The sequence below is a fragment of the Streptomyces sp. NPDC096048 genome (assembly GCF_044763415.1).
GTDB lineage: Bacteria > Actinomycetota > Actinomycetes > Streptomycetales > Streptomycetaceae > Streptomyces.
This window is the reverse complement of sequence record NZ_JBIWGG010000004.1, coordinates 429352-452483: the sequence shown is the minus strand read 5'-3', so window position 1 is coordinate 452483 and position 23132 is coordinate 429352. Positions and strand designations below refer to the sequence as shown.

Genomic DNA, 23132 nt, shown 5'->3' with positions numbered 1-23132 from the left:
CCTCCTCGGGACGTGCGAAGGCCCGACCGCGGGACGGTGCGGCCGGGCCAGTCAGGTGAGTGTCGGTTCAGGCGTTGCAGAAGCCGATGCTCTTCAGGGCATCGTTGATCTGCTTGCCCTGCGCCTCGGTAGTCGTGACGTCCTTGTACGTGAAGCGCTGCGAGGCGAGCCAGTCCGGGCGCTCGACGCCCTCGCCAAAGGCGCTGCACTGGTTGCGGGCGGCGTCGACGGCCTTGTCCTCGTAGCGGACGACGTCCGGGGCGGCTTTCGCTAGCGCATCGAGGAGCTGCTGCCGCTTCTCGCCCGTCGGCCTGGGCGGGAGGCCGCCGCTCGTGGCGGCGTCGTCTTTCTGCTTCTGGCTGGCGGAGGCTTTGGGTGTCGGCTTGTTCTCGGTCCCGTCGTCGCTGCTGGAGCAGGCGGTGAGGGCGAGGAGTGCGCCGGCGGCGAGGGCTGCGGCGGCGGTGCGGGTGTTCATGGTCCCCCCTGGGACGGATGTGAGATACGGGGGGAATGATGCCTCACCGGTGGGTTCCGGTTCCGGGCATGCCAGATCTGCGGCCCATGGTGCGCCATGATCGCCGGTTTTGCAACTAGGTGCACAAAGGTGGCCCCGCCAGGACGGGGGGCCTGGCGGGGCCTCAGATGCCGGGCGTTACCTGGCGCGCGCCTTCAGTGTGGCAGCCACGCTACTTCCGCGTCTGCTGCTCGGCCTGCTCGCGCATGGCCCGGTCGGACTGGGCGGCGTACGCGGCGCGTTGCTGCGGGGTCCAGTCGGCGACCTGCGCGGGCAGCTGGTCCACGGTCTCGTCGAGCTTGGCGGTCTCGCTCTTGCGGCTGAGGATGCCCATGATGGTGCTCCTGTCTCGTGTGTTCGGGATGGGACCGGGGCGGCCGGCTAGCTGGCAGGCGGGCGGTCGCCCCGGGGTAGATGGGCCGGTAGATCCGGCGGTAGACGGCGGTAGATACGCCGGTAGACGTGCAGGTCAGGCGGCGGTAGACGGGGCGGTAGACGCCTCCTCGGCGGCAGCCGGGGAAGGGGCCAGATCCGCCCGCCGGACACCCCGAGTGGGGCTCTTGGAGCCGGGGGCCTTGACCTTGGCGTGGACGGGGATGTGGAGGGCCTCCAGACGGGCCCTCAGGTCGCCTACCGTCCAGCCCTCTCCGTGGCCCTTCTGCTGGAGGTGGGCGAGGACCGTGCGGAGGTGCACTGCGTCGGCGTCCCCCATGGCCTCCAGCAGGAGGGCGTGGACGGCCTCCCGGTCGGGCGGCGGCGCCCCTTCCCCGGGTGCCTCCGCGGGGGCTTCGGTGGCGGGTCGGCCGGCCCTCCACGCGGCGATCGTCCAGCCGGTGGTGAGCAGCCACATCAGGGCGGGCAGGGCACGCACGATCCGGGCGAGGAGGTACGCGCCGACGAGGAGCAGCGCGCACCGGGCCACGATGCCGAGGGCGGCCCGCCAGCCGGTGAGGTCGTGGCGGCGGCCGCGCGCACACCAGGCGGCCACGCGCGCGGCGAGGCGTCGGGCCAGGGTTCGGGAGCCGGTAGCGATCCGGTCGGCGGTGCGGGAGAGGCGGGTCACAGGATGCCCGCCCCCTGAACCGCGTCCTTCAGCGCCTCGCCGACGGTGTCGAGTGCACCGGGCAGCCACTCCAGGGCGCCGGCCACTCCGGCGGTGAGCAGGAGCGTGGAGCCGACGAAGGCTCCGCCGATGATCCGCTTCTTGTCCTTCTTCCCGGCGGCCTTGTAGGAGAGGCCCACGAGGAACACGACCGTGACGGCGATGATCGCGCCGGTGGTGCCGAGGCCGACGAGCTGGCCACTGGTGACCGTGCTGCCGGACGTCGACCCGGCCGCCGTGGCGCTGACCCGTTCGCCAGCGCCGTTACCGACGGTGCCCGCGCGGGAGTGCGCCCAGCCGAGGAGGCCTCCAGGGCAGGCGGCGGCGCAGGCCGCAGCCGAGAAGCCCTTGCCGAACGCGGCGAGCTGCTTCATCTCGCGGCTGCCGGTCCACCAGGGGTGCAGGTTGGCGACCAGGATGAGGAGGGCGGCGAGGAGGCCGCCGAGGGTGAGGGTGGTCGTGCCGGTCATCGGGGAACTCCGGTGAGGAACAGGATCGGGTCCCACCAGTGCAGGACGCCGACGGCGCCCAGGCTGGCGGTGACGAGGAGGAACCGCGGGAGCGCGCGGCCGGTACGCCGGTCCAGGGCCCAGGTGGCGGCGATGGCCACGCCCGCGATGACGTACGCGGCGAGGATCCCGGCCTCGGTGCGCGCCTGGTGGACGGTGCCGGACCACAGGCCGACCGGGCTCTGCCCGCCTGCCCATGGGGCGAGCGCGGCGAGGATCGCGACGATCATCCGCCAGGTGAACAGCCGCTCCCACAGCCAGTCCCAGACGCGCGCCCACAGCGGCGGATCCGGCTCCGGATCGGGGTCCGCCCAGGTCAGGGTGATTTCGTGGGTGTGGCGGACCTCGACCAGACCGGGATCCGGATCGTTGCGGACCGGTGCGGGTGGGGTCGCGGGCGGTGGTGGTGCGGGTTTCTCCCGCCAGGGCGGGAGTTCGCCGCGCTCGGGCGGCCGAGCGGGCAGCGGGGTGCCGGCGGGGATGATCCGGGTGGGTGTGACGGGGCGGCGGTCGGGCTCGTGCATGGGTGGCTCCTGGTGGCCGAAGGGGCGGGCGCCGAGGCGGCGGAGATAGTGGCGGGCGCGCAGCTCTTGCCCGTCGGGGCCCGGCTGCGCGCTCATCACGCGGTCCGCTGGTGGTCGCGGAGGTAGCGGTCGACGGTGTCCGGTGAGGCCGGGCGGCCGAGCTGCCGGGTCACCTCGCGGATCACGTCTGTCCGGTCGCGGATTCCGTCCTGCCATGCGATCCGGACCGCGTCCTTCGTGGTCAGCGTCTTGCGGTCGATCGGGGTGACGGTCCGGTCCGGATCGGCGGCGGACGGTCCGGACTGGTCCGGATCCGTGGATCCGGCGGATCCGGAATCCGTGGTGAGGGCCGCCCGTTCGGCCTCGACGAGGTGCTCGCCGCGCTGGAGGTCGCGCCGGATCGGGATCATGGCGAGCTGCCCGTCGACCTTCGCGCGGCGCGCCTCGACCCACTGCTGAGTGCGCGGGTCGAGGGGGCGGGCGTGAATGCGCATGGCCATCGTCCAGCCGCCCTTGGCGAGGCCGGAGACGAGCGCGCCGACCGCGCCGATGACCCACTCGTCGGCGACGATGTTGCCGTGGGCGAAGACCGCGGCCATGGACACGGCGAGCGCCCACCATCCGGCGCGCTGTGCGACCTGGGCCCGCTTGGGGTCGTAGCGCAGGAGCCACTCGACGGCCATGCACATGATCCAGGAGGCGTCGAAGGCGACGGCTGCGGCGTAGGCGACCACTGGGAGGGTGACGGCTGCGAGGAGGTCGCCGATGCTGGCGGTCGTCCAGACCAGGGACGCGGTGACGAGGACGATGGCGCCGATGGTGACGGCGGTGCGCACCAGCTGGTCCCAGTCGCGGGGCGGGAGGGGGACCTCGACGAGTTCGCGGTCGAGGACCATCTCGGTGACGCCGTCGACGGTGTGGGGGACGAGGCGGGTCCGTTCGATGGTGCGGGTCTTCACGGTGCTCCTCCGGGAGCGTGCAGGGTGGCCGCCTCCGCGACGGGGGACGTGGCGAAGGCGGCCGGTCTGGTGGTCAGCGAGCGGCGTTGATCCGGGCGAACACGGCCTGGTCGCGGGCGGCGCCGGCGGCGGTCTGCTGCTCGGTGGCGGTGCGGAGGTCGGCGGCGCAGGCCTGCGGGGTGGCGGGCTCGGCGAGGATCTGGTTGGGCTGCGGGGTGAGGTCCCGCTGCTGCTCGCTCATGCGGTCACCGTCGTGGGGTGAACGGCGCGGGCGTCGGCGGACGCTGCGACCTCGGCGGCGACGTCGACCGCCACCCGGCCGCGGGCATGCACGGCGGCCGGGTTGGTGTGGAGGGCGTCGCCGGAGACGAGATCACCGAGCGGCTCGGCTGCGGTGTGCGCCGGGCTGGGCGGGGCCTGGGTGGTGCGGATACCGTGTTCCACGGTCGTTTCTCCTGGTCGCTCAGGGGATTCGGCTGGCCCCGGCCGGGCTCTCACACACCGACCGGGGCCGTTCTCGTTGTGCAGTGCCAGACTGGCAGGAACCTCTTTACAAGGTCAAGGGGTTCGGGAAGGATGTTGCCGTGCCCAAGAGCCCTGACACAGAGGGGAGCCCGCGCTTGATGACCACCACCGAGATCGCGGCGGAGCACGGGGTCAGCCGGCAGTCGATCCATGCGTATCGGCGGGCGGGTGCCTTCCCTCAGCCTGTTGAGGGCGAGGGCAGCACGCGGCCCCGGTTCCGTGAGGACGAGGTGGCCGCCTACTTCGCGGCGAATCCGCCGCAGCCGGGCAAGAAGCGCGGTTCCCCGCCCAAGCAGCAAGGAGCGCCAGTGACCACGACGACCGATCCCCGGATCGCGATCCTGTCCGACCTGAACGAGCCGCCGTACAACGAGGTCGCGGAGAAGCGCTGCGTCCCGTGGGACGAGGCGGAGAAGATGCTCGACGCCTACCGGGCGTCTGTCGTCGCCGAGGTGGTGGAGGCGCTCCAGGCGAAGGCCGGCGAGCTGTCGACGCAGGCCGAGGCGGAGATGCGCAGCGACCTGGAGGAGAAGGCGCAGGTCTGGCACGAGGCGGCCGACGTGGCGCGGAAGCTGAAGCGGCGGAAGCTGGAGGCGCAGGATGGATGACCTGGTGGTGTGGCTGCGCGCGCAGTTCGACGAGGACGAGCGCACTGTGCGGGCGACCGTGTGGGAAGGCTCCGGGAACAAGCTGGAGTGGGAGCTGATCGCGTCCGCCACGATCGACGTGGGCGGCGACGAGTTCTACGTCGGCGACCGGACGATCGCGAACCACATGATGGCGTGGGAACCGGCGCGGGTGCTGCGCGAGATCGACGCCAAGCGGCAGCTGCTCGCGCTTCACCAGCCCGTGGAGCAGCGGTCAACGGGGAGCGGCGGGGGCGTCGCCACAGACTGCCAGGTGTGCAGCCACTTCCCTGCGCGGTACCCGTGCGCGACCGTGCGCCTGCTCGCGCTGCCGTACGCGGACCGGCCCGGATTCCGCCCCGAATGGGTCGCTGACCTGCGATAATTAGAAGCCCCGGCGACGGCGGCAACCGTCCCGGGGCGTGGTCCGACTGCGAAGGAGTCGAACATGTCAGAGGTTACCTCGGCTGAAGAATGGTGCCCGGTACCCGGATTCGTAGGCGTCTATGAGGTGTCCGACGAGGGACGCGTCCGATCGCTTGATCGTGTATTCACCCGGGAGGACGGCCAACGCCAAGGGCACCGTGGCCGCGTCCTGGTGCCTGCCCTCATGGGAAAGGGCTACCCGTCCGTGATGCTGTTGGGCGGCGTGCGTAAGCCGATTCATCTTCTCGTGTGCACCGCGTTCCATGGGCCTCGTCCCAGTGCCACCCACCAGGTTGCTCATGGGGACGGTGACCCGACGAACAACCGGGCAGCGAACCTCCGGTGGGCCACGCCTTCAGAGAACTCGGCGGATGCTGTTCGACATGGGACAAGCACTCTGGTACCTGGAGGTCGGGGAGAAGAGAACGGGAACGCTCAGGTGACCTGGGCCATCGTTGAAGCCATGCGTACAGAGTGGGACAGCGGCAACACAACGCAGGCAGCCCTGGCCGCCAAGTACGGCTTGGGGAAGTCGCAGGTGCATAACATCGTCCGCCGTAAGGCATGGCGGCCGTAGCCCGCCCGCACCGCAGCCCCCGTCCTCCTGCAAGGCGGGGGCTTCGTCATGCCCGGGCTACCGGCCCCGACGGGTCGACAGCCTGTACTCGCCGACCGGGCCCCGCGCGGGCGCGGCCGGCGAGTGCGCGGGCCGCTCGTAGCGGTAGCGGCGCAGGATCTGCCGCCAGGCGCGGGCGGCGACGGGGTACGGGCGGTGGGCCATGCCGGACAGGATGGCAGACGATCACCCCGGGTCCGGCCACTCCGTCAACCTGGCGCCGGTCTCCTCGTCCGTGAGGGTGACGTGGGCGCCGGCCTGGCCGTACGCACCAACCCACGCGGTGAACTTCCGGCGTGCCACGGTCTCGTCCGCCCACCAGCCGTGCATGGTCGGCTGGCCGTCGAGGAGGAGGACGAGGTGGTAGCGCTGCTGGGGCACGTCACCAGGATGCTCCGCCCGCCGTGCCCTCGCCGCTCGGCGCGCGGACGATGAAGAGCATGGCCACCGACCGCCCCGTGATCGTGTACCCGCCCGATGAGCAGGGCGGCCGGCGCGTGCGGGTCGACGGGTCCATCCTGGGCCTGGCGTATGGGGTGCAGGATGTGGCCCGGTTTATGCAGGAGGCCGGGTTGCAGGAGTTCGACGAGATGGACGTGGTCCGCTCGGCGTTGATCGAGTGGCGTGGGGGCGGGCCGGACGTCTGGACGCACTGACCGGACGGGGCGTACGGTCGGTGGTCCACCCGGGGAGGCTTGGCCCTCCGGCCCCTGTACCCCTGGGGTCGGAGGGCCGCTTGGCGTTCAGGCCGTGATGGCCACCCATGCCACGACCGCCAGCGTCGCGACGAGCAGCGCTCACCCGGTCAGCCTCGCGAGGAGGCGCCGCTGCTCGCGGGTCATGCCGCAGTCACCCCGCCCTCCGTCCAGATCTGTCCGCACCCGGTGCAGTGCGCGACCGGCACCCGGCCTTCCCCGCCGTGGACGTCGATCGCGCCGCCGCACGCGCACCGCTGTTCCAGGGTCCTCTGCTGTGCCGCGATGTCCAGGGCCCGCTCGACCCGGGCGGCGGCGCCGGCCGCGACGGTCCCGATCCGCTGTTCCTCCTGCTCGGTGATCCTGCGGCACGGGCCCGGCTTCCGCTCGATCCGGGCGAGGAGCCACAGCGCGGCGTGGGATGCGGTCCGCCGGCCGGTCCACCGCCAGCGCCTCGGGTCGACGAGGTCCGCGTGGGCCAGCTCGGCGCGGCGGGCCCGGTCGGCGGCGGCGATGTCGGCTTCGCGCTGGGTGAGGTACGGGTGCGTGGCCGTCCGGCGGGCGGTGGGCCCGGCGATGGGGGCGCGCTGTGCCGCGTGGGCGATGTCGTCTGCGCAGGCGACGAGGGCGGCCTCGACGGCGCGCATGGTGTCGGCGATGACGAGGCGGATCGGCACGGGCCGCTGGCCGATCTGGGTGGGGTCGCGGTCTTCGCCGATCGGGTGGTTGTGGCCGGGGTCGACGTCGCCGCAGTGCTCGCATCGGTAGCTGATGGTGCGGCCGAGGTCGTCACGGACGGTGGTGAGCTTCTGGTAGTGGTCCAGGGCGAGGATCACGGGCTCGGCTTCTTCGAGGGCGGCAAGGTAGCCGCGGAGGCCTTGGCCGAAGCCGTTGACGATGGCGGGCTGGCCGAGGGCTTCGCGGAGGTCGCCCCAGTGCAGGGCCACAGTGCGGAGGTGGGTGGAGGTGGTGGTCATCGGGGCTCCATGGTGCTGGTGGGGCGGCGTATCGTGATGGCCACCGGATGGGGCGTGCCTGGCCTGGGGAGGTCTGTGGGCGCGCCCCGTCGTCATGCTCAGGTCCGCGAAAGCCCCGGGCAGTAGACGGCGCTCTCACCCGGGCCGTACGGGTAGGTGTGCGCGTCGTGTTCCTCGTCGAAGGTGCACTGACGCTCGGCCGTGCTGGGCTTGATCGCCACGCTGATCCGGTGAGCGAGGCCCCGGACGAGTCGACGCTCATGGTCGGGGGTGGGCGGGCCGTCCAGCGCTGCGTCGACGAGGGCCTTCACGCGAGCGAGGGCGACTCCGCGCGCGGCGTAGGCATCGAGGAGCGCGTCCATGCTGTGCCCGTTCCTCATCGGTTCCTCGCGATCACGCAGCGCCCGGTCTCCGTGTGCATCTCCGAGCAGGCCGGCCCGCACCGCTCGGCGAGTTCGGCCGTCCAGGTGGCGATCCGCTCGTACTTGGCCTCGGTGGTGTGGCCGTCCCACCGGGCCCGCGGGTCTTCGACGTCCACGCGCTCGACGTGGGCGAAAAGGTCGGCGTCGCGGGGGCTGATGTGCCAGCTGGCCTGGTGGCCGCCGAGGGTGAGGTAGACGATCTGCCAGCCGGGCTCCTCGATGTCGCGGGCGTAGGAGATGACGGCGTCGTCGGTGAGGGCGGCGAGGAGCGCGACGAGGTGGGCGCGCTCGCGGTACGCGCCGTCGCGTTCCTTGGTGAGGTCGGTGATCTGCCCCTGCTGGTCGAGCATCTGCTGGGCCAGGCGGAGGTTCTGTTCGGTGGAGTACTCGGGCATGGCTACTTCTCCGTGGTCTGGTCGGCGGGCGGGACGATGGCGTCGTGGAGTTCGGCGAGCCGCTTGTCCCACCAGCGGGCAAGGGGCGTGCCGAGGGGCGGCGGCCCGGCCTTCACCCACTGCTCGTGGAGGGTGATGACGCGGGTGACGGTGTCCTCGGCGGACCGGTGGAGGGCGGCGAACACGCGAGCGGTCGTCTTCAGCTCGGTCGTCTCGGGCGCTGGCGGGCCGGTCACCACCTCGTAGGTGGCGCGGAAGACGTCGGGCTTGCAGGGGTACAACTCGCCCTTCACGCCCCGAATGATCCAGTCGTCGGGAGCGGCGTACATGTCGCCTTCGAGGGTCTGGATCTTCAGGTACCAGTAGTCCTCGCTGCGGAACTCGGGGACGACGATCCCATCGCGGGCCGCGTCCTGCAGCCACTGGGGGATCTCGTCGCTGCGGATCACCCAAGGGCTATCGGCGTACTCGGCGAGGCCGTACTGCACGGCTTCGATCTCGACGGGGCGCTTGCGGTAACGGGTGATGGTCACTTGGTCCTCCGTGCTGCGCGCGCGAGGGCGCGGCGGGTCTTCCGGTTCGGTCGGGGGTCGGGCGTCTCGTCGTCCACCAGCTGCTCGACGCGGACGAGTTCGGTCTGCCAGGTGCTGCCCGGGGCGGGCGTGTGCTCGCCCCGGGGAGTCGACGACGGGCCGCTCACGCGGCGCTCGCCTGATCGCGGTCGGTGCCGAGCAGTTGCTCGTCGGCGGCGGCCGCAGCGTCCAGCGCGGCGTGCCGGGCCCGCTGCCGCTGCTCGTCCCGGCGGTACGAGGCCGCGACGCCGAGGAAGGCGCCGGCGCCGATGACACAGGGCAGGGCGTACAGCCAGTGCTGGTAGGCGAGGAGGGCCGCGGTGATGGCGAGGACGGCGGCGGTGATGCGGCAGGCGCGGGCGGTGCGCTGGGCGTGGGTCACAGGTAGCTCCCGGTCGGGACGTTGTCGGCGAGGCGGAGGGCCTTGCGGCTGGCGCGCTGGTCGGTGAGGTCGCGGAGTTCGGTCTGCCGCATGGCGAAGGCGCTGGGCGGGCGGTCGTGGCCCTTCGGCCGGCGGGTGAGGGGGCAGTGGCAGGCGTCGGTGGGGGCGGTGGTGGGGATGAAGTGCCCGCGGGTGCAGCGACGGGCCATCACGGCACCTTCGGGTCGATCAGGTCGGCCGCGTAGTCCGTGACCTTCGACGCCTGCGTGGCGCCGCGCGTCTCGTCCCGGGTGCTCCGGATCCGAGTGGCGAGGTGGTGGGCGTACGCGTCGATGGCCTGAGCCATCTCGTCCTCGCTGACGTCCTCGTGCCGCAACGCCAGCAGGTAGGCGGCGGGATCCTTGGCGTGCTCGGCGCGGCAGCAGCGGCGGTCGGAGAGGTGCACGTTCTTGTCGGCGAAGGCCTTGACGATGGCGGGGTCGTCGAGGAAGTCCTCCAGGGACTCGTCCTCGGTGTCCCAGTCGCCGTCCTGGAGTTCGCCGATCAGGCCGCCGAGCACCTTGCGCTTGGTGGCGTCGTCGGCGTTGGTCTCCTGTAGGGCGCGGGCGACGGGGTCGAAGATCCGGTTGGCGCTGTTCCAGCCCATGTCAGGTGTCCTTCTGGGTGAGGTGGTGGGTGAGGGCCCGCCCGGCCCGGCCGAGGCCGAGCAGGGCGAGGCTGATGAGCGGGAGGGCGATCACGGCGACGCCCAGGAGGCGGGCCATCAGGCGGCTTCCTCGTAGTCGGGCTCGCGTCGGGCGTACCGGCGTGCTGCGCGCCGGCTGCGGGCCCAGGCGGGCGCGACGATGGTGCGGCGCAGGGTGCTGTATGCCCAGGCGCCGGTGGCGAGGGCGGCGAAGATGCTGATGGTGCCTGTGATGGCGAAGACGATGAGCCAGCCGAGGAAGGCCCAGCCGAGGGTGATGAGGGTGTCGATCGCTTCGGCGATCACGGCTACGCCTCGCAGTCGTGGTCGTCGGCGGCGAACGGCGTGCCGTCCTCGTCGTGGAGGGTGAGGCCGTCTTCGTCGTCGTACCAGCCGTCGCCGGTGGCGCCGCAGTTCCCGCACTCCCAGCGTCCGGCGAGGCTGATGCCGGTGTGTCCTCCGCTGCTCATCGCTGCGCCCCGTCCTGCCGCGCCTCGGCGGCGAGCAGCTCGCGCAGCACCTCGGCCACGTGGCGCGGGCCTACCGGGTACGAGGCGGGCCAGCCGTCCGGGCCCTGCTCACGGCGCCGCATCTCCGAGCCGGGGTTGCCGAGTTCGGTGTAGCGCTCGGTCAGGGTGGCTTCGAGGCGCGCGGGGAGGTCGGCGTCGGGCGCGACCTTGGCGGCGGCGCGGCGCTCCAGCTCGGCGAGGGCGCCCTTGGTGCCTGGGTAACCCTTGGCGATCACGAAGTTCCGCAGGTGCTCGGTCGGCAGCTCGACCTCGCACGTGAGGCCGCAGTGCGTGTGATCGCCTCGGGCGTGGTCGCGTTCGGTCTCCTCGCGGTCGGCGCGCTGCTCGTCGGTCTCGGTGGACTGCACCTCGTCGGCCACACGACGCAGCTCGGCGTCGGCGGCCAGCTGGCGCCCGCACCGTGCGCCCTTCAGCCACTCCCGGACGTCCGCCGTGGTGATCGCTCGCTGCTCCCGCTCGGCGATCGTGCAGCACTCCCCGACGAACGCGACCGCGTCTTGTGCGCGGTAGAGCTGGAGGCCGAGGTCGTCGGCGAGGGTGCGGGCTTCCTCGGCGATCAGCTCGGCGGTCTGGTCGGTGGTCGCGGGCAGCACGGCGTCCAGGTGCTCGGCGAGCAACGCCCGGATCTGCGCGTGCTGGAGGCCACCCACGGTGCGGTGCTGGCGCTGGAAGGCGTCGATCGCGTCGTACAGGGCGGTGACGCGGTCAGGGGCCGGGCTAGTGGTCATGGTCTTCTCCTGGTGGGTGTGGTGGACTCGGGGCAACCGGCCGCCCGCAACTCGACTGCGGGCGGCCGGCCTGTCGTTCACGAGCCGTCGGGCCCGGCAAGGTCCGCACGCAGTACGACCGCACGCTCGACGTCCAGCTCCAGCCAGTACGGCTCACCATCCGGCCCGGACAGCAGCACCGTCACCGTGTCGTCGTCGCCCCACATCGTGTCGTTGAGGCCCCAGCGCAGCGGAATGGGCTGGAGTTCAGCGCCGGGCGGGATCGCGGCGGCCTCGTCGGCGGTGGCACCGTCGCGGCGCAGGAGTTCGGCGGGGGTGGTCTTGTCGGTCATGACGGTCCTCTCGAAGGTGGTGGTCAGGCGGTGGTGTCGAGTCCGCGCGGCTTCACTCCGTGCTCGGCGAACACCCGCTCCACAGCGCGGCGGACGGCGGACTCGATCTCGTCGCGGACCTCGGGCTTGATCTGCGGGAGGTGGGCGATCTGCACGGCGAGGTCCCAGCTGCTCCCGGTGACGTACCAGCCCATGGAGACGGTGCGGGTGAGTCCGGCGGCGCCGAGGTTGACGGCCCACTCGGACACGTCGGCCGCACCCTGGATGAGACCGTGGATCTTCCGCTGCGCCTCGGCGTAGGCGTCCGTTCCGTCACCCTCAGGGTCGAGCGACCCGGCCCATGTGGCGCCTTCCGGCGCGAAGTCGGGGTCCTCGTCGATGACGGTCGACTGGATGTGGCGGTCCTCCATCTGCTCCCCGACGCCCACGAAGTCGGGGTCCTCGGTGAGTACGGCGTGCTGGCGGGCGGCTTCGGCGCGGAGGTCGGTGTCGGTGTAGGGGTGGTCGGTCACTGTGGGCTCCTTGGGTTCGCGGGGTATTGATCGTTGGCTGGATTGCGCGTGGCTGGCTGTAACCGGATGTCCGCGCTCAGGCGGGCCGGGGCTTGCCGCAGCAGGTCTCCTGGTTGGCGTACTTCGGGTCTTTGCAGGTCGAGCAGCGCCAGAGGAATCCGGCGCGGATTCCGACGCGTGTGAGGGCGTTCGCCTCGGTCGTGGTTTCTGCGGAGCCGAGGAGTTGGGCGATGGCGGTGGTGCGGGCTTCGCGTTCCTTTTCGGCGGAGATCATGTGGTGGGCCTTTCGGTGGGTGCTGTTGGTGGGGGTGTGGTGGGTGGTGGCGCGACGCTCGTCCTCGTCCCACCTAAAGGAGTGGGACGAGGGACGAGGTCGCTGGCACGTCGTCCCGACTTCGTCCGGGACGAGGTGGGACGAGGTCAAGCGATCAAGGGGCGTGCAGGTGGGAGGGGGTGTGACTTCGTCCCGTGACGGTTCGTCAGGTCGGGACGAGGTCGCTTTCAAGATCGGGACGAGGTCGTTAGGGCTGTGACCTGCGGTTTCCGTGTGACGTCGTCCGGGCCGGTTCATGATCGGGACGAGGTCGGGACGAGGTCGTCCGGCAGCCTGGGACGAGGTGGGGACGAGGTCGCTCACGCCTTCTCACCGTCCTTCGGCGGCAGCCGGTGGAGGGTCGCCTTGCGGGGGCCCTGCTCGGTCACGACACGGCCGGCGTGGACCAGGCGGGTCAGCGCGCGGCGGGTGACGGAGGCCCGGCCCGGGATGAGTTCCTCCAGGGCGTTCTTGCTCATCGGCTTGGTGGCCTTGGCGAGGGCGTCGAGGACTGCCGTCTCCCGGTCCTTGATGTCGGCCTCCTCCTGGGCGGCCTTGTCCTTGACGGCTGCGGTCTCCTGCGGGTCGTCGTTGTGCTGGACGGGCGGGTACAGGTGGGCGGCGGCGAACTCCTCGCCTTCGGAGCGGATGACGAGGTCGGCGAACCAGTGCATGGGGTTGCGGCCGCCAGGGAGGGCGTGGCGGCGGACCTGGGCGGGCCGGTCCTTGGCGATGCGGAGCCGGGAGCGGCCTTCGGTGTTGATGCCGAAGGGGCGGACGGCTTCGAGCATGTACTGGACGCCGTCGACGGCGTTGAGCTTGTGGACGCCGCCGAGGGCGTACCGGCCGCGGGACTCGGTGGACTTGACGACGTGGTCGAGGGGGACGACGGCGGCGCCGGTGTCGGCCAGGGGGCGCAGGAGCATCCGGCCGAACTTGGCGACCTCCGAGTTGTCGGTGAGTTCCAGGCCGAGCATGACCATCGCCTCGGTGACGCCGTCGACGATGATCAGGGTCGGGCCGAGGTCGCTGATGCGGGCGACGAACTGCCGCAGCTGTGCGGGGGTGGGGGTGCTGCCGGGGCGGACGTAGTGGAACAGGGCGGCGATGTCGTCGGGGTTGGCGCCGATGAGGAGGAGCCGGGAGACGACGCCGGCCTCGGAGTCCTCGAAGTCGAGGTAGGCGACGTGGTTGCCGCGGTTCATCTCGACGAGGCAGGAGATGAGGGCTACCCAGGACTTTCCGGCTTCGCTCTCGCCTTGGATGCCGTTGACGCGGCCGGGGTAGAAGAGGCCGATGCCGTCGTCGCGGGCGCCGACGACGGGCTGTTGGGGCTTGTGGGTGCCGTCGAGGACGGGTGTGAGGTCGGAGAACGTCCAGCCGGTGGCGGTGTCGCTGCTGGTGCGGGGGCCGGTGCCTTCGACGGCGCGGTTGATCTTCTCCTGGACGAAGTCGAGGACGTCGGCGAGTTCGCCCTCGCCGGAGCGGAGCTTGTCCTCGGCGTCGGCGGTTGCGCGGAGGACTTCGCGGCGGATGTAGGCGTCGCGGATCTTCTCGGCGTAGTAGGGGGCGTTGGCGGCGCTGGGGACGGCGTTGAGGAGGTCGTGGAGGTAGGCGGGTCCGCCGATGCGGGTGAGGTCCCCGGTACGGCGCAGTTCGTCGGTGAGGGTGATGGGGTCGACGGGCTGGCCGCTGGTGTAGAGGCCGACGATGGCCAGGTAGATCGTCTCGTGAATGGGCCAGTAGAACTCGTGGCCTTCGAGGCGTTCCACGACGTCGGGGATGACGATGTGGGAGAGCACCATGCTGCCGAGTACGGCGTGTTCTGCTGCCTTGTCCCGCGGGGGTGTCCGGTTCGGGACGTCTTCGTCCGCCGTGGCGCGCGGGAAGGGGCGGACGTTGTCCTCCACGGTGGCGTTCTCCTCAGAAGAGCGTGGTTGGTTCGGTGGAGCAGCGGTGGCTGGTGAGGTGTTGGTGGGGGCAGTCGGGCGGGTGGCGGGTGTGGGCCCAGCGGAGGCGGAGGGGCCCGTACTGCTGGCGGGGCAGGCACCACACGAGGTCCATGTCGGTGGAGCGGGCCTTCGCCGCCGGCCACGGGCGGGACGCGTCCGGGGCCGGGAGATCGACGGTGGCCTTGAGGGCTGCGGTGGTGCCGACCCACTGGACGAGGAGGGGCGCCCGGCACGCGGGGCAGCGGCGGGAGTCGGCGCCTCCGCCCCGCGGCCGGGCCCCGGTCACGCCGGCGTGCCGTTCAGGATCGGCGTGTCCACGCCCTCGGCGATCGCGGCGAGGACGTCCGCGAAGGCGGCCTTGGCGCGCTCCTCGGGCTGCTCCAGCTTGAAGCCGAGCGCCAGCTGCCCGCGGTCGATGCGGTACTTGAAGCGGGCGGTCATCGAGTAGGCGTCGGCGCCCTCGAACGGCGGCACCGCGATCTTGAAGGTTTCCGGGATGGCGATGTCGCCCTTGGCGCCCGCGCTGGCCTTGGTGTCCTCAACGAAGGAGAACTTCCGCTCGCCGGACTGGAGGCGGCTGCTGCTCTGGAACTCCGCCTTCGTGCTGGCCTTGATGGACTGGGCGATCTCCAGCATGGTCGCCGCGTCCGGGTCGACCAGGTACGCGAGGTGGTCCTCCAGGAAGTTCGCGAACTGGTCCTGGGTGAGGAGCTTTCCGTCGAGGCTGGTCCACTCCTCCCAGGCCTTCGTCTTGCGCAGGGCCAGGTGGAGACGGTGGCCGCCGAAGCGGGCGCCGTCGGCCTGGTGGGCGTCGAGGACGGCGGTGACGGTGAGCTTCTCGACGTCCGAGTAGACCTCGGTGCTGTCGTCGTGGTGCTTGGCGTAGTAGGTGAGGAAGCTCGCGGCGTCGCGGACGGTGGTGGTGCCGGTCTTCCGCTCCAGGCGCCCGGTGAACTCGGGGCCGGTGAGGTCGACGGTCTCGATCTCGCCGTCGGCGGTGGCCACCAGGTAGATGCGGCCGGGCTCGACGTCCTTGGGGGCGAGGGCCTGCTGGGCGAGGGCGGCGATGGGCTGCACGCTGTCGGTGTTGGTCACGGTCAGATGTCCTTGATCTCGCGGGTGGTGTTGACGTCGCGGACGTCGAAGGCCTGGAGTTGGCGGGGGTCGTTGCGGGTGGGCCGGCCGTCGTCGTCGACGAAGTACATGGACGGCGGGGCGATGGGCTTGGGGGCCTTGATGTCGGAGTCGATGCCGACGAGGAGGGGCGCGCCGTCGACGTGGCCCTTGGGCGGCTCGACGACGACCTTGATGGTCAGGGAGCCCTTGCGGCCGTGTTCCTGGACGGCGGCGAGCAGCTGGTGGAACTCGCTGCTGATCTGCTCGTGGGCTTCGCCGCGGCTGTGCTGGATGAGGAAGACGGCGAACTCGCCTTCGTGGGTGTCGGTGCCGGTCTCGTGCTGGACGGTCATCGCTGAGTGGGGCCCTTCTGCTGGGTGTCGACCGCGGCCTGGGCGGCGCGGTAGGTGTGGGGGCTGGAGCGGCGCTTGCCGGAGGCGACGGCCCGGTTGTCGTGGACCCGGGAGTCGTTGATCGGGGACGGGGTGGTCCAGGCGCCGGCGGGCGCTCCCGGGCCGGGCTGGGGCTTGGGCTGTCCCTTGGCGGCCCAGGGCGAGTGGCGGTCGCACTTCCAGCCGTTGACGTAGAAGTGGGTCTCTCCGTCGTGGTTGGTCGCGGGGATGTCGCAGAGTTCTGGGGTGCGGGCGCTCATGCCGCCGTCTTTCCGCGGGTGCCGGGGAGGGAGCGGCGGCGCCGTTGGCGGAGCTGCTGCTGGCTCATGCCGCCCCAGACGCCCCACTTCTCGCCGGTCTGGATGGCGAAGGCGGCGCACTGCCGGCGGACGGGGCAGCCGGCGCAGACTTGCCGGGCGGCTTTGACCTGCTCGCGGGCGTGCTTGCCGTTGGCGTAGAAGACGCGGTCGTCCATGCCGACGCAGGCCGCGCGGTCGAGCCAGGCGAGGTTGGGGGTCATCGGGCCACCGCCTCGCGGTCGGGCCACTGCACGCCGGCCAGCGCCGCACGGTGCCCGTCCGGGACCTCGGCGAGCGGGGTGCCGAGCCACTCCATGCCCATGGCGCGGAGGATCAGCGCGTCCGCCTCGTCGTCGGTCGGGAGGATCGCCCCGTACCGGCGCTGTGCCGCGTCGAGGACGGCGGCCTTGCGGGAGTTGCCCTTGCCAGTGGCGTACTTCGCGCGGGACATGGGCGGGACGACGGCGACGGGGATGTCGCGGGCGCAGAGACCGTCGACGATGAGCCACCACAGGCCGCCGCGGTCCCAGACGGAGCCGCCCACGCTGTGGTGGGAGGGGCCTTCGACACAGGCGAGGTCGACGAGTCCGACTTCGGTGAGGACGGCGTCGAGGATGTGCCGCATGCGGTTGCGGCGCTGGGTGATGGTGTCGCGGCGGCGGCCGGTGGTGGGGACGCGGGTGGTGCCGCCGAGGGTGGCGATGCCGGTGCCGGTGAGGCTGATGTCGAGCCCCGCGACTCGGTAGCGGGGCCGGGGCCCGGCCGCCGCAGGGGCGGCCGGTACCTCGGTGGTGACGTCGAAGAGGGTGCTCACTGCGGGCCCTCCAAGGTGGTGGTGAGCGGGTCGGGGCTGGGGTTGCGGCAGTCCATGCAGATCAGCTGCCGCGTGATGTGGGTGCGGGCGTGGAGGGTGACGCGGCGCTCGGTGGCGCACAGGGCGGCGGTCTGGTCGAGGGCCTCCGCCGGGCGCAGGGCGGGCGCGGGGGTGGCGCGGTGCCGGCCGGTCGGGAGCGGCCAGGAGCGGACGATGATGACGGCTCCGACTCCGGCCGCGGTGATGGCTCCGCCGAGGGCGGCGGCGAACTGGCTCACGGCGTCACTTCCTTGGGGCCGCGGTCCGAGCGCCGGTGCTGCCAGTGGCGGCCTGCTTCGACGGCGCCGTCGTTGAGACCGAGGGCGTCGTCGAGGCGGGCCTGTAGCCGGTCGGCGCGCTGCTTTTCCTCGGCGAGCTGCTTCTCCAGGTCGGCGGCGTACTCGGGGTCGGACTCCGACAGGGCGGAGATCCGCTTGCCCAGCTCCTCGTTGCGTCCGGCCAGGCGCCGGTTGGCGGCGTCGAGTTCGGCGTGCTGGCGGGTGATGGTGCGGCGGGCGGCGCGTTCGGCTCGCTCGTTCTCTTCGGCGGTCTTGCAGCGCTCGCGGAGGGCGTCGGTGTAGCTGCGGAGTGCGGTGATCTCGGCGTTGTGGCGGCGGCGGGTGATGAACCACATCAGGCGTCACCACCCGCACGCTGCGCCGGGATCGGGCGGAGCGGCCACTCGGTCGGGATTACGGCCTCGGGGTCGTGCTTCTCCTTCGCCTTCTCGGGGTTCCGGAGCCACGCCTGGTAGCGCTCGGCGTCCTCCCGGTACCAGTCGACCTGTCGCTCGTGCAGCTCCTCGACCGTCACGTCCCGCAGGGAGTTGAAGCGGTTCGGTCGCAGCGCCAGCACCCAGTCGGGGCGCTGCCGGTATGGGGTGTGCGCGATGGCGCCCATCCGGTACGCGGCCCGGGCGGACATCAGTGCGTCGTACTCGGCGCCGTGTGCCTTCTCCTCGTCCCACTTCAGGCCGTACGTCTCGGCGGTGGTCCGCATCTGGTACGGGCCCTGCGTGTCGCTGATCCGCTTACGGAAGGGCGCGGCTTGCCGGTCGAGGACCATCGTGTCGATTACCCGGGTGAGCGGCTGGCGGCAGATTCCTTCGAGGTTGTCGCCGAGGTGGCGGCGGCACTCGCGGTCGAGGAGGTTGAGGTCGTAGCCGCCGATGTTGTGGCCGACGAGCGGCACGCCAGCGGCGACTTCCTCGGTGATGGCCTTGGCGATTTCGGCGATGCCCTGCTCGGCGGGCATGCCGTGTTCGGCGGCGTGCTCGTCGGTGATGCCGTGCACCTTGATCGCTTCGGGTTCCATGGGGATGCCCGGGTTGAGCAGCCAGGTGCGGATGTCGGTGGGGATGCCGCCGTTGACGAGGATGAGGGCGCAGGTGACGATGCGGGCGGTGTCGGCGTCCTTGTCGCTGGACTCGAAATCAAGGGCGGCCATGCGCTGGACGTGCCAAGGGGCGCTCACTGCTCACCGCCGGTGCGCTCGCCGTGGATCCGTCGGCCGAGGTCGCCGAGCGTCTCCCACTCACCCGTCTCGTTCTGCACGCGGGCGCCGAGCATCCGCGCGTTGGACACCTCGTAGCCGATCTGCTGGATCCGGCCCGGGCTGGTCTTCGGGTGGAGCAGCTCGTCGCGGTACGACTCGGCCGACCGGGCGGGGGCGTCCATGCCGCGTTCGATGCGGTCGGCGTCCGGGTCACGGTCCCCGGTGGGGACGAGTCCGGCAGTGAGGAGCAGCGTCCGCAGGGCCACCGTCTGCGCCTTGGTGGTGGACTTGTCGGAGGTGTCCAGCGCCTCGCCCGCCGTCTGCAGGGTGAGGGTGTCGCCGAGGGGCCCCATGATCTGCCAGGTGACCGTGACGGTGCACTCGCGCATCATGCTGCCGCTCTTGGTCTGCTTGCCGCCGTACGACGTCGCCACGTTCACCGGCAGGACGTGTACGCCGTGCTTGAGGGTGACGGGCCCGAAGTGCTGGACGACGACGTCGGCGCCGCGGAAGTTGTACTTGGTGCGGCCTTCCTCGTACTTCTGGCCTTTGGCGATGGAGCGGATCTCGCGACGGACGCGGAGCCAGGCGATGTGGACGGGCACCATGTCGGGGTCGTCTTCGCCGGGCTCGTAGTCGGCCATCGGGTCCGGCGCCGGGGCCTGCTCGGGAACCTGGTCGACGTACTCGTCCGGCAGCGCCAGGTCGTCGGTCTCGGCGGTGCGGCCGGCGGCTGCGGCGGCCCGCTCAGCGATCGTGGTCATGCGGCGTGCTCCTCACGGACAGAGCGGGGGATGCTCAGCTGGTAGTGCGTGCGGTCCTCGACGCAGTCCGCGTACGCGTCCGGCCAGCGCTCGGCGAGCCGGGCCAGGTCGGGGGTGCGCTTGGTGCGCTCGTCCAGCGAGACGTGGACCTTGTCGAGGACCGTGGCCGCTTCGGCTCCCGCCAGGCCAGCGAGGATCCGGGCCTTCGCGGCCTTCTTCCGCTTCTCGGCGGCCACCACGTCCTGGTGCGCGTCGAGGTACTCGTCGACGGCTTCCTGGGTCTCGACGTCGCGGGTGATGTCCACGACCCCGGCGCGCTCCGGGTGGAGGCGGCCGTACAGGTCGAGGAGGACGTCAGGGTCGGCGTCGTGCGCGAGGACCGGAGGGCGGCGCTCGGTAATCTGCTGCCACGCCCGCTCACCGGCGGCCCGCAGGTCGGCCACCAGCTGCTCGTGGTCGCGGACCCGGATGACGTACTGCCGGTAGTCGTTGCCGCCGATCAGGACCGCGGCGTGCATGTGGTCGTAGCCGCAGGTGTCGGCCTGGTGCAGGGTCTGCACCAGCACGTCGTCGGCGACTCCGGCGCGGAACTGGGAGGCCTTCATCTTGTCGCGGCACTTGATCTCGACCGCGCACTTCTCGGCGCCGTCGGCGAGGGGGCATTCCAGGACGCGACGGTCGAGAGTGCACATCTGCCAGGGCCGGTCGGTGTTCTGGACGAGGCCGACGCGGCGGACGTAGCTGCGGTTGCGGCGGGCCCACTCGCGGGCGACGGTCTCCTCGAACGCGCGGCCCCAGAGGGCGGGTTCGCTGTCGTCGGACTCCAGGGGGAGGCCGCCGGTCTTGTCGTGCCAGACGGAGAGGGCGTTGCCGTAGCGGCTGATGCCGAGGATGGCGGCAATGTCGGAGGAGCCGATGCCGGAGCGGCGGGCCTGGAGCCACTTCTCGCGGTCGGCGTCGGCGGGGAGGATGAGGCGGCCGGTGGGGGTGACCCGTCGGCCGGCGGCCGGGGCCGTGGCGGCCCCAGCATGCGCGGTCGTGCTCACGTGCGGTCCTCTCCGGTGGTGCTGATCGGGTGGTAGGTGGTGCGGCCTTCGGGGCCCTGGCCGATGACGAGGAGCCCCTGTCGGGCGAGGCCGCGCAGGTCTTTCCGCGTCGTGTTGCGGCGGGCGGTGGGCCAGGGGCTGTCGGCCATGAGCTGCTCGGCGAGGGCGGTGGTGACGGGGCGGCCGTGCTGCTGGACGGCGGCGTAGAGGTACTGGCGGCGGGTCAGGAGGTCAGCCACGGCGCACCCCCGGGCGGGCCGCGGTGAAGTACCGAACGCCCTTCTCGTCGTGCTGCACCACGGCGCCGGAGTCGCGGAGGACGGCGAGGTCGTGGCGTGCGGCGCGGAGGCCGAGCCCGGTGTAGCCGTTGTTCGCGTACCAGTGGGCGACGGTGCCGGACTTCCACCGGCCGCCGACCTTGGTCATGTCGGCGAGGAGGTGGGCTCGGCGAGCGGTGTCCGCCGCCAGCGTGGGCGGCGGCGCATCTTCCTGGCCTCCGTAGTTCGCGGTGACGTCCGTCCAGCAGGCGGGCCACTCGTCGGCGGGCTCGGCGTAGGGCGACCACGCCTGGTTCTCGCCGACGCGCAGCCAGCCGAACGCCATGCGCTTTCCGGTGTCCGGGTGCGCGGTGTCGGCCACGACCCGGAAGAGGGTGATGAGTTCCGGCGCGGTGAAGCCGGTGGAGTCGTAGGCGTAGGTGCGGCCGGGGCGGAAGAAGTCGGCGCTCATGCCGCCTCACCCGCCCGACGCTGTCCCGGGATGATCACGGCCGGAGCCGGTGCCGACGCCCGCAGGCGCTCAGCGAGTGCGGTCACCGCGTCGCCGTACACCGGAACCTCGAACCCAACCCCGTCGAGGAGCCGCTCCATGAGCAGCTGCTCCGGTGCGTGCCCGTCGTACCCGCTGGCTGTGCCGCGCTGGTCGGAAACCTCCAGCAGCAGCGCCAGCAGGTCCGGGTCGTCGGCGATCGCGGTGAGCCGGTCGGTGAGGAAGTGCTCCAGGTCGAGCATCACGCCGGTGGGGATGCGGCGGACGTAGATCCGGGTGGGTCCGGTGATGGCCGGCCGCCGGAACAGGCGGTGGAGGATGAGACGGATGCGGTTCAACGGGCACCCCCGTGGCGGTGGATCAGGTGGGAGAGGAGAGAGGGGAGGTCGCTCGCGCAGAACGCGACCCAGACGAGACCGGCGACGGTCAGCCAGACGAGCCACTCGATGACGTTCACTCGTCGGCCTCCGGGTCGTACTCGGAGGCGACCTCCAGGGCCTCCACCACGTAGTTGGTGGTGGACTCCTCGTTCTGTCCGGCGGTGGCCACCAGCTCGGCGACGCCGTCCTCCTCGTCCTCGATCCAGTCGAAGGAGAGGGTGGTCCCGGTCAGCCACGAGCGGCGCTCGTCCGTCTCGCAGTGCTTCCGGGCCTCGGCGGCCGTGCGGTACAGGCCCATGGGGATCGAGTCGTGCGAGGCGCGGTAGACGGTGCCCTGCGCGGCCTCCAGCTCGGCGACGCGAGCCTCGGCGTCCAGCAGGCGGCGCAGCACCGGCCCCATCCGCTCGCCCGCCCAAGACACGAGGTTGAGGCAGTACAAGTCCTCCCACGTCGGGTGCTCGTGCTCGCGCCGGTCCTGGACGGTCTTGGCGAGACCGACGATCAGCGAGTCCGTGGCGGGCTTGGCCTCACCTAGGTGCCGAACGATGGCGTCGCGCTGTTCTGCGGAGAGCTTGGACGGAGCGGCGCTCAGCCGGGCCCGCAGCTCCAACAGCTCCTTCGCGTGAGCGTTGCGCTGCTCCAGGAACGTCCGGCCGTGGGCCTGAGCGGTGTGCAGCTCGGCCCGCAACTCCCGACGGCCACGCTGCGCCGACGCCAGCGCCAACCGCAGACGGAGGGACGCCCTCAGCTCATTGAACGCCGCGTCCAGCTCCTCCTCGGACACCATGGGGACCGGGCCCACCGGCATCGGCAGTGCGTCCGCCGAGCCCTGGATCCCGTGCGCCGCCAGATCCTCCAGCGTCGCCATCACGAACTCCGGACACGTCTTCACGGCCTCCGGCGCGTACAAGGCGATCCCGCCCGGCGTCACCGTGCGACGCGTCCAGCAGGCGCCGTCGCGGGTGTTCACCACCAGCGGGGCACTCATGCCACACCGCCCGTCTCGGCCAGCGCCGGGATACCGCGCTCGGCACGGAACTCAGCGATCGCCGCGTAGCGGCACACCGGCTCGCCCTCGACGCTGTGCTCGTCCTGGTTCGTCGAGCCGTCGGCCGCCTCGTCGGCGGTCAGCGCCTCGAACTCCGAGCGGCAGTGCGTGCAGAGGGTGATGTCGTCGGCCGTGAACGCGGCGCTGAAGCCGGGCCAGTTCTCCGCAAGGAGCTTCTGAACGGCGGGCCAGACCGTGGAGCGCATGATCTCGGTCTCGTGCGCGTAGTCCGAGGCGGACCAGAAGGGGCTGACGGGCGGAGTGATGACGAGTCGGCCGTTGGTCTTCGCGGGCTTCTTCATGCCGCCACCGCCGAGGACTCCTCGGAGGCGGCCGGCGTCTCGACGTCCTGAAGCGTCCAGGCGCGGAACGGCACGCCGTTGAGAGCGCCCTCCGCGTAGACATAGGTGGTGGTGCCGTCGTGGTCGCGGTTCTGGACGTCGAGGGCGAATGCCTCGGCGAACGCCTGGACGTTCTCGGCGTTGCGGTGGAAGTAGAAGAGGACGCCCATCGGCCGCTCGAACGTCCCGGGGACGTAGTCGAAGTGGCCGTCGTTGACCTGGACGCTCGTCGGAACGGCAGGAGCGGTCGCGGCGACCTGCTCGGCCACGGCGAGAGCGGTCATGATGCCGTCGATGCCGGGGCGGAAGGTAATCTCTGTGGCCACGGGGGCCTC

At 71.7% G+C, this 23132-nt stretch carries 47 protein-coding genes; 4 read left to right on the top strand and 43 right to left on the bottom strand.

Annotation, left to right across the window (positions count from 1 at the left end; translation table 11 throughout):
- Window positions 1–67 precede the first annotated feature (67 nt).
- The 8 genes from ACIQ6R_RS13260 to ACIQ6R_RS13225 all read right to left on the bottom strand — a co-directional run bounded on the left by ACIQ6R_RS13260 (window position 68) and on the right by ACIQ6R_RS13225 (window position 4052).
- The gene (locus ACIQ6R_RS13260; protein ID WP_404220985.1) at window positions 68–475 is read right to left on the bottom strand and encodes a hypothetical protein; all 408 of its coding nucleotides are present in this window, start codon (window positions 473–475) and stop codon (window positions 68–70) included.
- Between the two features lie 211 nt (window positions 476–686).
- Window positions 687–848, bottom strand: coding sequence for a hypothetical protein (locus tag ACIQ6R_RS13255; RefSeq protein ID WP_404220983.1), 162 nt, complete (start codon window positions 846–848; stop codon window positions 687–689).
- Window positions 849–983: 135 nt separating this feature from the next.
- The gene (locus tag ACIQ6R_RS13250; protein WP_404220980.1) at window positions 984–1577 is read right to left on the bottom strand and encodes a hypothetical protein; all 594 of its coding nucleotides are present in this window, start codon (window positions 1575–1577) and stop codon (window positions 984–986) included.
- Window positions 1574–2086, bottom strand: coding sequence for a hypothetical protein (locus ACIQ6R_RS13245; RefSeq protein ID WP_404220978.1), 513 nt, complete (start codon window positions 2084–2086; stop codon window positions 1574–1576). The genes ACIQ6R_RS13250 and ACIQ6R_RS13245 overlap by 4 nt, the downstream gene beginning before the upstream one ends.
- Entirely contained in the window at window positions 2083–2745 is a 663-nt protein-coding gene (locus tag ACIQ6R_RS13240; protein WP_404220976.1) for a hypothetical protein, read from the bottom strand. Before ACIQ6R_RS13240 ends, ACIQ6R_RS13245 begins: the two co-directional genes overlap by 4 nt.
- Window positions 2745–3608 carry a protein transporter Sec31 gene (locus tag ACIQ6R_RS13235; RefSeq protein WP_404220974.1) on the bottom strand — a complete coding sequence of 288 codons (864 nt, stop codon included), beginning with the start codon at window positions 3606–3608 and terminating at the stop codon, window positions 2745–2747. Before ACIQ6R_RS13235 ends, ACIQ6R_RS13240 begins: the two co-directional genes overlap by 1 nt.
- A gap of 73 nt (window positions 3609–3681) precedes the next feature.
- A complete protein-coding gene (locus tag ACIQ6R_RS13230; RefSeq protein WP_404220972.1) occupies window positions 3682–3849 on the bottom strand; it encodes a hypothetical protein in 168 nt (55 codons plus the stop codon).
- Complete coding sequence (locus ACIQ6R_RS13225) at window positions 3846–4052, bottom strand: hypothetical protein (RefSeq protein ID WP_404220969.1); 207 nt, start codon at window positions 4050–4052, stop codon at window positions 3846–3848. The genes ACIQ6R_RS13230 and ACIQ6R_RS13225 overlap by 4 nt, the downstream gene beginning before the upstream one ends.
- Window positions 4053–4231: 179 nt before the next feature.
- Between ACIQ6R_RS13225 and ACIQ6R_RS13220 the strand changes: the two genes are divergently transcribed.
- The 3 genes from ACIQ6R_RS13220 to ACIQ6R_RS13210 all read left to right on the top strand — a co-directional run bounded on the left by ACIQ6R_RS13220 (window position 4232) and on the right by ACIQ6R_RS13210 (window position 5762).
- A complete protein-coding gene (locus tag ACIQ6R_RS13220; protein WP_404220967.1) occupies window positions 4232–4741 on the top strand; it encodes a helix-turn-helix transcriptional regulator in 510 nt (169 codons plus the stop codon).
- Window positions 4734–5144, top strand: a complete 411-nt coding sequence (locus ACIQ6R_RS13215; protein ID WP_404220965.1) for a DUF6221 family protein — start codon at window positions 4734–4736, stop codon at window positions 5142–5144. The genes ACIQ6R_RS13220 and ACIQ6R_RS13215 overlap by 8 nt, the downstream gene beginning before the upstream one ends.
- 63 nt (window positions 5145–5207) lie before the next feature.
- Window positions 5208–5762: an NUMOD4 motif-containing HNH endonuclease gene (locus ACIQ6R_RS13210; protein ID WP_404220963.1), complete on the top strand. Its 555-nt coding sequence runs from the start codon at window positions 5208–5210 to the stop codon at window positions 5760–5762.
- Between the two features lie 57 nt (window positions 5763–5819).
- Here ACIQ6R_RS13210 and ACIQ6R_RS13205 read toward each other — a convergent pair whose 3' ends face one another.
- Both ACIQ6R_RS13205 and ACIQ6R_RS13200 read right to left on the bottom strand, forming a co-directional pair.
- Window positions 5820–5966, bottom strand: coding sequence for a hypothetical protein (locus tag ACIQ6R_RS13205; protein WP_404220961.1), 147 nt, complete (start codon window positions 5964–5966; stop codon window positions 5820–5822).
- 21 nt (window positions 5967–5987) lie between these two features.
- Window positions 5988–6182, bottom strand: coding sequence for a hypothetical protein (locus ACIQ6R_RS13200; RefSeq protein ID WP_404220959.1), 195 nt, complete (start codon window positions 6180–6182; stop codon window positions 5988–5990).
- A 59-nt stretch (window positions 6183–6241) separates the two neighbouring features.
- On the opposite strand from ACIQ6R_RS13200, the gene ACIQ6R_RS13195 reads away from it, so the two are divergent.
- A complete protein-coding gene (locus tag ACIQ6R_RS13195; RefSeq protein WP_404220957.1) occupies window positions 6242–6457 on the top strand; it encodes a hypothetical protein in 216 nt (71 codons plus the stop codon).
- 182 nt (window positions 6458–6639) lie between these two features.
- Here the strand turns inward: ACIQ6R_RS13195 and ACIQ6R_RS13190 are convergent, their stop codons facing one another.
- The 33 genes from ACIQ6R_RS13190 to ACIQ6R_RS13030 all read right to left on the bottom strand — a co-directional run bounded on the left by ACIQ6R_RS13190 (window position 6640) and on the right by ACIQ6R_RS13030 (window position 23123).
- On the bottom strand, window positions 6640–7473 hold the full coding sequence (locus tag ACIQ6R_RS13190; protein ID WP_404220955.1) for a hypothetical protein: 834 nt from the start codon (window positions 7471–7473) through the stop codon (window positions 6640–6642).
- A gap of 98 nt (window positions 7474–7571) precedes the next feature.
- Window positions 7572–7835: a hypothetical protein gene (locus ACIQ6R_RS13185; protein WP_404220953.1), complete on the bottom strand. Its 264-nt coding sequence runs from the start codon at window positions 7833–7835 to the stop codon at window positions 7572–7574.
- A gap of 14 nt (window positions 7836–7849) precedes the next feature.
- On the bottom strand, window positions 7850–8290 hold the full coding sequence (locus ACIQ6R_RS13180; protein WP_404220951.1) for a hypothetical protein: 441 nt from the start codon (window positions 8288–8290) through the stop codon (window positions 7850–7852).
- 2 nt (window positions 8291–8292) lie between these two features.
- Window positions 8293–8823, bottom strand: coding sequence for a hypothetical protein (locus tag ACIQ6R_RS13175; protein WP_404220949.1), 531 nt, complete (start codon window positions 8821–8823; stop codon window positions 8293–8295).
- Complete coding sequence (locus ACIQ6R_RS13170) at window positions 8820–8990, bottom strand: hypothetical protein (RefSeq protein WP_404220947.1); 171 nt, start codon at window positions 8988–8990, stop codon at window positions 8820–8822. The genes ACIQ6R_RS13175 and ACIQ6R_RS13170 overlap by 4 nt, the downstream gene beginning before the upstream one ends.
- Entirely contained in the window at window positions 8987–9244 is a 258-nt protein-coding gene (locus ACIQ6R_RS13165) for a hypothetical protein (RefSeq protein ID WP_404220945.1), read from the bottom strand. The genes ACIQ6R_RS13170 and ACIQ6R_RS13165 overlap by 4 nt, the downstream gene beginning before the upstream one ends.
- Complete coding sequence (locus ACIQ6R_RS13160; RefSeq protein ID WP_404220943.1) at window positions 9241–9453, bottom strand: hypothetical protein; 213 nt, start codon at window positions 9451–9453, stop codon at window positions 9241–9243. The genes ACIQ6R_RS13165 and ACIQ6R_RS13160 overlap by 4 nt, the downstream gene beginning before the upstream one ends.
- Window positions 9453–9890: a hypothetical protein gene (locus ACIQ6R_RS13155; protein ID WP_404220940.1), complete on the bottom strand. Its 438-nt coding sequence runs from the start codon at window positions 9888–9890 to the stop codon at window positions 9453–9455. The genes ACIQ6R_RS13160 and ACIQ6R_RS13155 overlap by 1 nt, the downstream gene beginning before the upstream one ends.
- A gap of 117 nt (window positions 9891–10007) precedes the next feature.
- A complete protein-coding gene (locus ACIQ6R_RS13150) occupies window positions 10008–10235 on the bottom strand; it encodes a hypothetical protein (RefSeq protein WP_404220937.1) in 228 nt (75 codons plus the stop codon).
- 2 nt (window positions 10236–10237) lie between these two features.
- A complete protein-coding gene (locus ACIQ6R_RS13145) occupies window positions 10238–10399 on the bottom strand; it encodes a hypothetical protein (protein ID WP_404220935.1) in 162 nt (53 codons plus the stop codon).
- Window positions 10396–11187 carry a hypothetical protein gene (locus ACIQ6R_RS13140; RefSeq protein WP_404220933.1) on the bottom strand — a complete coding sequence of 264 codons (792 nt, stop codon included), beginning with the start codon at window positions 11185–11187 and terminating at the stop codon, window positions 10396–10398. The genes ACIQ6R_RS13145 and ACIQ6R_RS13140 overlap by 4 nt, the downstream gene beginning before the upstream one ends.
- A 77-nt stretch (window positions 11188–11264) precedes the next feature.
- Window positions 11265–11519: a hypothetical protein gene (locus tag ACIQ6R_RS13135; protein WP_404220931.1), complete on the bottom strand. Its 255-nt coding sequence runs from the start codon at window positions 11517–11519 to the stop codon at window positions 11265–11267.
- Between the two features lie 23 nt (window positions 11520–11542).
- Complete coding sequence (locus ACIQ6R_RS13130) at window positions 11543–12031, bottom strand: hypothetical protein (RefSeq protein WP_404220928.1); 489 nt, start codon at window positions 12029–12031, stop codon at window positions 11543–11545.
- Window positions 12032–12107: 76 nt separating this feature from the next.
- Complete coding sequence (locus ACIQ6R_RS13125) at window positions 12108–12305, bottom strand: hypothetical protein (RefSeq protein ID WP_404220926.1); 198 nt, start codon at window positions 12303–12305, stop codon at window positions 12108–12110.
- A gap of 359 nt (window positions 12306–12664) precedes the next feature.
- The gene (locus tag ACIQ6R_RS13120; RefSeq protein WP_404220924.1) at window positions 12665–14254 is read right to left on the bottom strand and encodes a DnaB-like helicase N-terminal domain-containing protein; all 1590 of its coding nucleotides are present in this window, start codon (window positions 14252–14254) and stop codon (window positions 12665–12667) included.
- A gap of 13 nt (window positions 14255–14267) precedes the next feature.
- The gene (locus tag ACIQ6R_RS13115; protein ID WP_404220922.1) at window positions 14268–14582 is read right to left on the bottom strand and encodes a hypothetical protein; all 315 of its coding nucleotides are present in this window, start codon (window positions 14580–14582) and stop codon (window positions 14268–14270) included.
- Window positions 14579–15391, bottom strand: coding sequence for a DUF2303 family protein (locus ACIQ6R_RS13110; protein WP_404220919.1), 813 nt, complete (start codon window positions 15389–15391; stop codon window positions 14579–14581). The genes ACIQ6R_RS13115 and ACIQ6R_RS13110 overlap by 4 nt, the downstream gene beginning before the upstream one ends.
- 2 nt (window positions 15392–15393) lie before the next feature.
- Complete coding sequence (locus ACIQ6R_RS13105; RefSeq protein ID WP_404220917.1) at window positions 15394–15765, bottom strand: hypothetical protein; 372 nt, start codon at window positions 15763–15765, stop codon at window positions 15394–15396.
- Window positions 15762–16064, bottom strand: coding sequence for a hypothetical protein (locus tag ACIQ6R_RS13100; RefSeq protein WP_404220915.1), 303 nt, complete (start codon window positions 16062–16064; stop codon window positions 15762–15764). The genes ACIQ6R_RS13105 and ACIQ6R_RS13100 overlap by 4 nt, the downstream gene beginning before the upstream one ends.
- The gene (locus ACIQ6R_RS13095) at window positions 16061–16324 is read right to left on the bottom strand and encodes a WhiB family transcriptional regulator (protein WP_404220912.1); all 264 of its coding nucleotides are present in this window, start codon (window positions 16322–16324) and stop codon (window positions 16061–16063) included. Before ACIQ6R_RS13095 ends, ACIQ6R_RS13100 begins: the two co-directional genes overlap by 4 nt.
- Entirely contained in the window at window positions 16321–16917 is a 597-nt protein-coding gene (locus tag ACIQ6R_RS13090) for a hypothetical protein (protein WP_404220910.1), read from the bottom strand. The genes ACIQ6R_RS13095 and ACIQ6R_RS13090 overlap by 4 nt, the downstream gene beginning before the upstream one ends.
- Window positions 16914–17195 (bottom strand): hypothetical protein, encoded by a 282-nt coding sequence (locus ACIQ6R_RS13085; RefSeq protein ID WP_404220908.1) that lies wholly within the window; start codon window positions 17193–17195, stop codon window positions 16914–16916. Before ACIQ6R_RS13085 ends, ACIQ6R_RS13090 begins: the two co-directional genes overlap by 4 nt.
- Window positions 17192–17590, bottom strand: a complete 399-nt coding sequence (locus ACIQ6R_RS13080) for a hypothetical protein (RefSeq protein ID WP_404220906.1) — start codon at window positions 17588–17590, stop codon at window positions 17192–17194. The genes ACIQ6R_RS13085 and ACIQ6R_RS13080 overlap by 4 nt, the downstream gene beginning before the upstream one ends.
- Window positions 17590–18402 carry an exonuclease domain-containing protein gene (locus tag ACIQ6R_RS13075; protein WP_404220904.1) on the bottom strand — a complete coding sequence of 271 codons (813 nt, stop codon included), beginning with the start codon at window positions 18400–18402 and terminating at the stop codon, window positions 17590–17592. Before ACIQ6R_RS13075 ends, ACIQ6R_RS13080 begins: the two co-directional genes overlap by 1 nt.
- A 23-nt stretch (window positions 18403–18425) precedes the next feature.
- Complete coding sequence (locus tag ACIQ6R_RS13070) at window positions 18426–19214, bottom strand: ERF family protein (protein ID WP_404220902.1); 789 nt, start codon at window positions 19212–19214, stop codon at window positions 18426–18428.
- Window positions 19211–20260, bottom strand: a complete 1050-nt coding sequence (locus tag ACIQ6R_RS13065) for a YqaJ viral recombinase family protein (RefSeq protein WP_404220900.1) — start codon at window positions 20258–20260, stop codon at window positions 19211–19213. Before ACIQ6R_RS13065 ends, ACIQ6R_RS13070 begins: the two co-directional genes overlap by 4 nt.
- Entirely contained in the window at window positions 20257–20499 is a 243-nt protein-coding gene (locus ACIQ6R_RS13060; protein WP_404220898.1) for a hypothetical protein, read from the bottom strand. The genes ACIQ6R_RS13065 and ACIQ6R_RS13060 overlap by 4 nt, the downstream gene beginning before the upstream one ends.
- Complete coding sequence (locus ACIQ6R_RS13055; RefSeq protein WP_404220896.1) at window positions 20492–20989, bottom strand: hypothetical protein; 498 nt, start codon at window positions 20987–20989, stop codon at window positions 20492–20494. Before ACIQ6R_RS13055 ends, ACIQ6R_RS13060 begins: the two co-directional genes overlap by 8 nt.
- Complete coding sequence (locus tag ACIQ6R_RS13050; RefSeq protein ID WP_404220894.1) at window positions 20986–21366, bottom strand: hypothetical protein; 381 nt, start codon at window positions 21364–21366, stop codon at window positions 20986–20988. Before ACIQ6R_RS13050 ends, ACIQ6R_RS13055 begins: the two co-directional genes overlap by 4 nt.
- Window positions 21363–21485: a hypothetical protein gene (locus ACIQ6R_RS13045; RefSeq protein ID WP_404220892.1), complete on the bottom strand. Its 123-nt coding sequence runs from the start codon at window positions 21483–21485 to the stop codon at window positions 21363–21365. Before ACIQ6R_RS13045 ends, ACIQ6R_RS13050 begins: the two co-directional genes overlap by 4 nt.
- Window positions 21482–22396, bottom strand: a complete 915-nt coding sequence (locus tag ACIQ6R_RS13040; protein ID WP_404220889.1) for a hypothetical protein — start codon at window positions 22394–22396, stop codon at window positions 21482–21484. Before ACIQ6R_RS13040 ends, ACIQ6R_RS13045 begins: the two co-directional genes overlap by 4 nt.
- Window positions 22393–22758 carry a hypothetical protein gene (locus ACIQ6R_RS13035; protein WP_404220887.1) on the bottom strand — a complete coding sequence of 122 codons (366 nt, stop codon included), beginning with the start codon at window positions 22756–22758 and terminating at the stop codon, window positions 22393–22395. The genes ACIQ6R_RS13040 and ACIQ6R_RS13035 overlap by 4 nt, the downstream gene beginning before the upstream one ends.
- Window positions 22755–23123 (bottom strand): hypothetical protein, encoded by a 369-nt coding sequence (locus tag ACIQ6R_RS13030; RefSeq protein WP_404220885.1) that lies wholly within the window; start codon window positions 23121–23123, stop codon window positions 22755–22757. The genes ACIQ6R_RS13035 and ACIQ6R_RS13030 overlap by 4 nt, the downstream gene beginning before the upstream one ends.
- Between the last annotated feature and the right edge of the window lie 9 nt (window positions 23124–23132).

Excerpts from the sequence above, each read along its gene's own strand:
- ACIQ6R_RS13100 (WP_404220915.1), bottom strand. The coding sequence starts at position 16,064 with ATGAGCGCCCGCACCCCAGAACTCTGCGACATCCCCGCGACCAACCAC.
- ACIQ6R_RS13160 (WP_404220943.1), bottom strand. The coding sequence starts at position 9,453 with ATGGCCCGTCGCTGCACCCGCGGGCACTTCATCCCCACCACCGCCCCC.
- ACIQ6R_RS13230 (WP_404220972.1), bottom strand. The coding sequence starts at position 3,849 with ATGAGCGAGCAGCAGCGGGACCTCACCCCGCAGCCCAACCAGATCCTC.
- ACIQ6R_RS13105 (WP_404220917.1), bottom strand. The coding sequence starts at position 15,765 with ATGACCGTCCAGCACGAGACCGGCACCGACACCCACGAAGGCGAGTTC.
- ACIQ6R_RS13125 (WP_404220926.1), bottom strand. The coding sequence starts at position 12,305 with ATGATCTCCGCCGAAAAGGAACGCGAAGCCCGCACCACCGCCATCGCC.
- ACIQ6R_RS13140 (WP_404220933.1), bottom strand. The coding sequence starts at position 11,187 with ATGACCACTAGCCCGGCCCCTGACCGCGTCACCGCCCTGTACGACGCG.
- ACIQ6R_RS13195 (WP_404220957.1), top strand. The coding sequence starts at position 6,242 with ATGGCCACCGACCGCCCCGTGATCGTGTACCCGCCCGATGAGCAGGGC.
- ACIQ6R_RS13035 (WP_404220887.1), bottom strand. The coding sequence starts at position 22,758 with ATGAAGAAGCCCGCGAAGACCAACGGCCGACTCGTCATCACTCCGCCC.
- ACIQ6R_RS13210 (WP_404220963.1), top strand. The coding sequence starts at position 5,208 with ATGTCAGAGGTTACCTCGGCTGAAGAATGGTGCCCGGTACCCGGATTC.
- ACIQ6R_RS13040 (WP_404220889.1), bottom strand. The coding sequence starts at position 22,396 with ATGAGTGCCCCGCTGGTGGTGAACACCCGCGACGGCGCCTGCTGGACG.
- ACIQ6R_RS13055 (WP_404220896.1), bottom strand. The coding sequence starts at position 20,989 with ATGAGCGCCGACTTCTTCCGCCCCGGCCGCACCTACGCCTACGACTCC.
- ACIQ6R_RS13075 (WP_404220904.1), bottom strand. The coding sequence starts at position 18,402 with ATGGCCGCCCTTGATTTCGAGTCCAGCGACAAGGACGCCGACACCGCC.
- ACIQ6R_RS13205 (WP_404220961.1), bottom strand. The coding sequence starts at position 5,966 with ATGGCCCACCGCCCGTACCCCGTCGCCGCCCGCGCCTGGCGGCAGATC.
- ACIQ6R_RS13070 (WP_404220902.1), bottom strand. The coding sequence starts at position 19,214 with ATGACCACGATCGCTGAGCGGGCCGCCGCAGCCGCCGGCCGCACCGCC.
- ACIQ6R_RS13220 (WP_404220967.1), top strand. The coding sequence starts at position 4,232 with ATGACCACCACCGAGATCGCGGCGGAGCACGGGGTCAGCCGGCAGTCG.
- ACIQ6R_RS13240 (WP_404220976.1), bottom strand. The coding sequence starts at position 2,745 with ATGAGCGCGCAGCCGGGCCCCGACGGGCAAGAGCTGCGCGCCCGCCAC.
- ACIQ6R_RS13135 (WP_404220931.1), bottom strand. The coding sequence starts at position 11,519 with ATGACCGACAAGACCACCCCCGCCGAACTCCTGCGCCGCGACGGTGCC.
- ACIQ6R_RS13255 (WP_404220983.1), bottom strand. The coding sequence starts at position 848 with ATGGGCATCCTCAGCCGCAAGAGCGAGACCGCCAAGCTCGACGAGACC.
- ACIQ6R_RS13185 (WP_404220953.1), bottom strand. The coding sequence starts at position 7,835 with ATGGACGCGCTCCTCGATGCCTACGCCGCGCGCGGAGTCGCCCTCGCT.
- ACIQ6R_RS13155 (WP_404220940.1), bottom strand. The coding sequence starts at position 9,890 with ATGGGCTGGAACAGCGCCAACCGGATCTTCGACCCCGTCGCCCGCGCC.
- ACIQ6R_RS13080 (WP_404220906.1), bottom strand. The coding sequence starts at position 17,590 with ATGTGGTTCATCACCCGCCGCCGCCACAACGCCGAGATCACCGCACTC.
- ACIQ6R_RS13095 (WP_404220912.1), bottom strand. The coding sequence starts at position 16,324 with ATGACCCCCAACCTCGCCTGGCTCGACCGCGCGGCCTGCGTCGGCATG.
- ACIQ6R_RS13260 (WP_404220985.1), bottom strand. The coding sequence starts at position 475 with ATGAACACCCGCACCGCCGCCGCAGCCCTCGCCGCCGGCGCACTCCTC.
- ACIQ6R_RS13145 (WP_404220935.1), bottom strand. The coding sequence starts at position 10,399 with ATGAGCAGCGGAGGACACACCGGCATCAGCCTCGCCGGACGCTGGGAG.
- ACIQ6R_RS13215 (WP_404220965.1), top strand. The coding sequence starts at position 4,734 with ATGGATGACCTGGTGGTGTGGCTGCGCGCGCAGTTCGACGAGGACGAG.
- ACIQ6R_RS13190 (WP_404220955.1), bottom strand. The coding sequence starts at position 7,473 with ATGACCACCACCTCCACCCACCTCCGCACTGTGGCCCTGCACTGGGGC.
- ACIQ6R_RS13180 (WP_404220951.1), bottom strand. The coding sequence starts at position 8,290 with ATGCCCGAGTACTCCACCGAACAGAACCTCCGCCTGGCCCAGCAGATG.
- ACIQ6R_RS13245 (WP_404220978.1), bottom strand. The coding sequence starts at position 2,086 with ATGACCGGCACGACCACCCTCACCCTCGGCGGCCTCCTCGCCGCCCTC.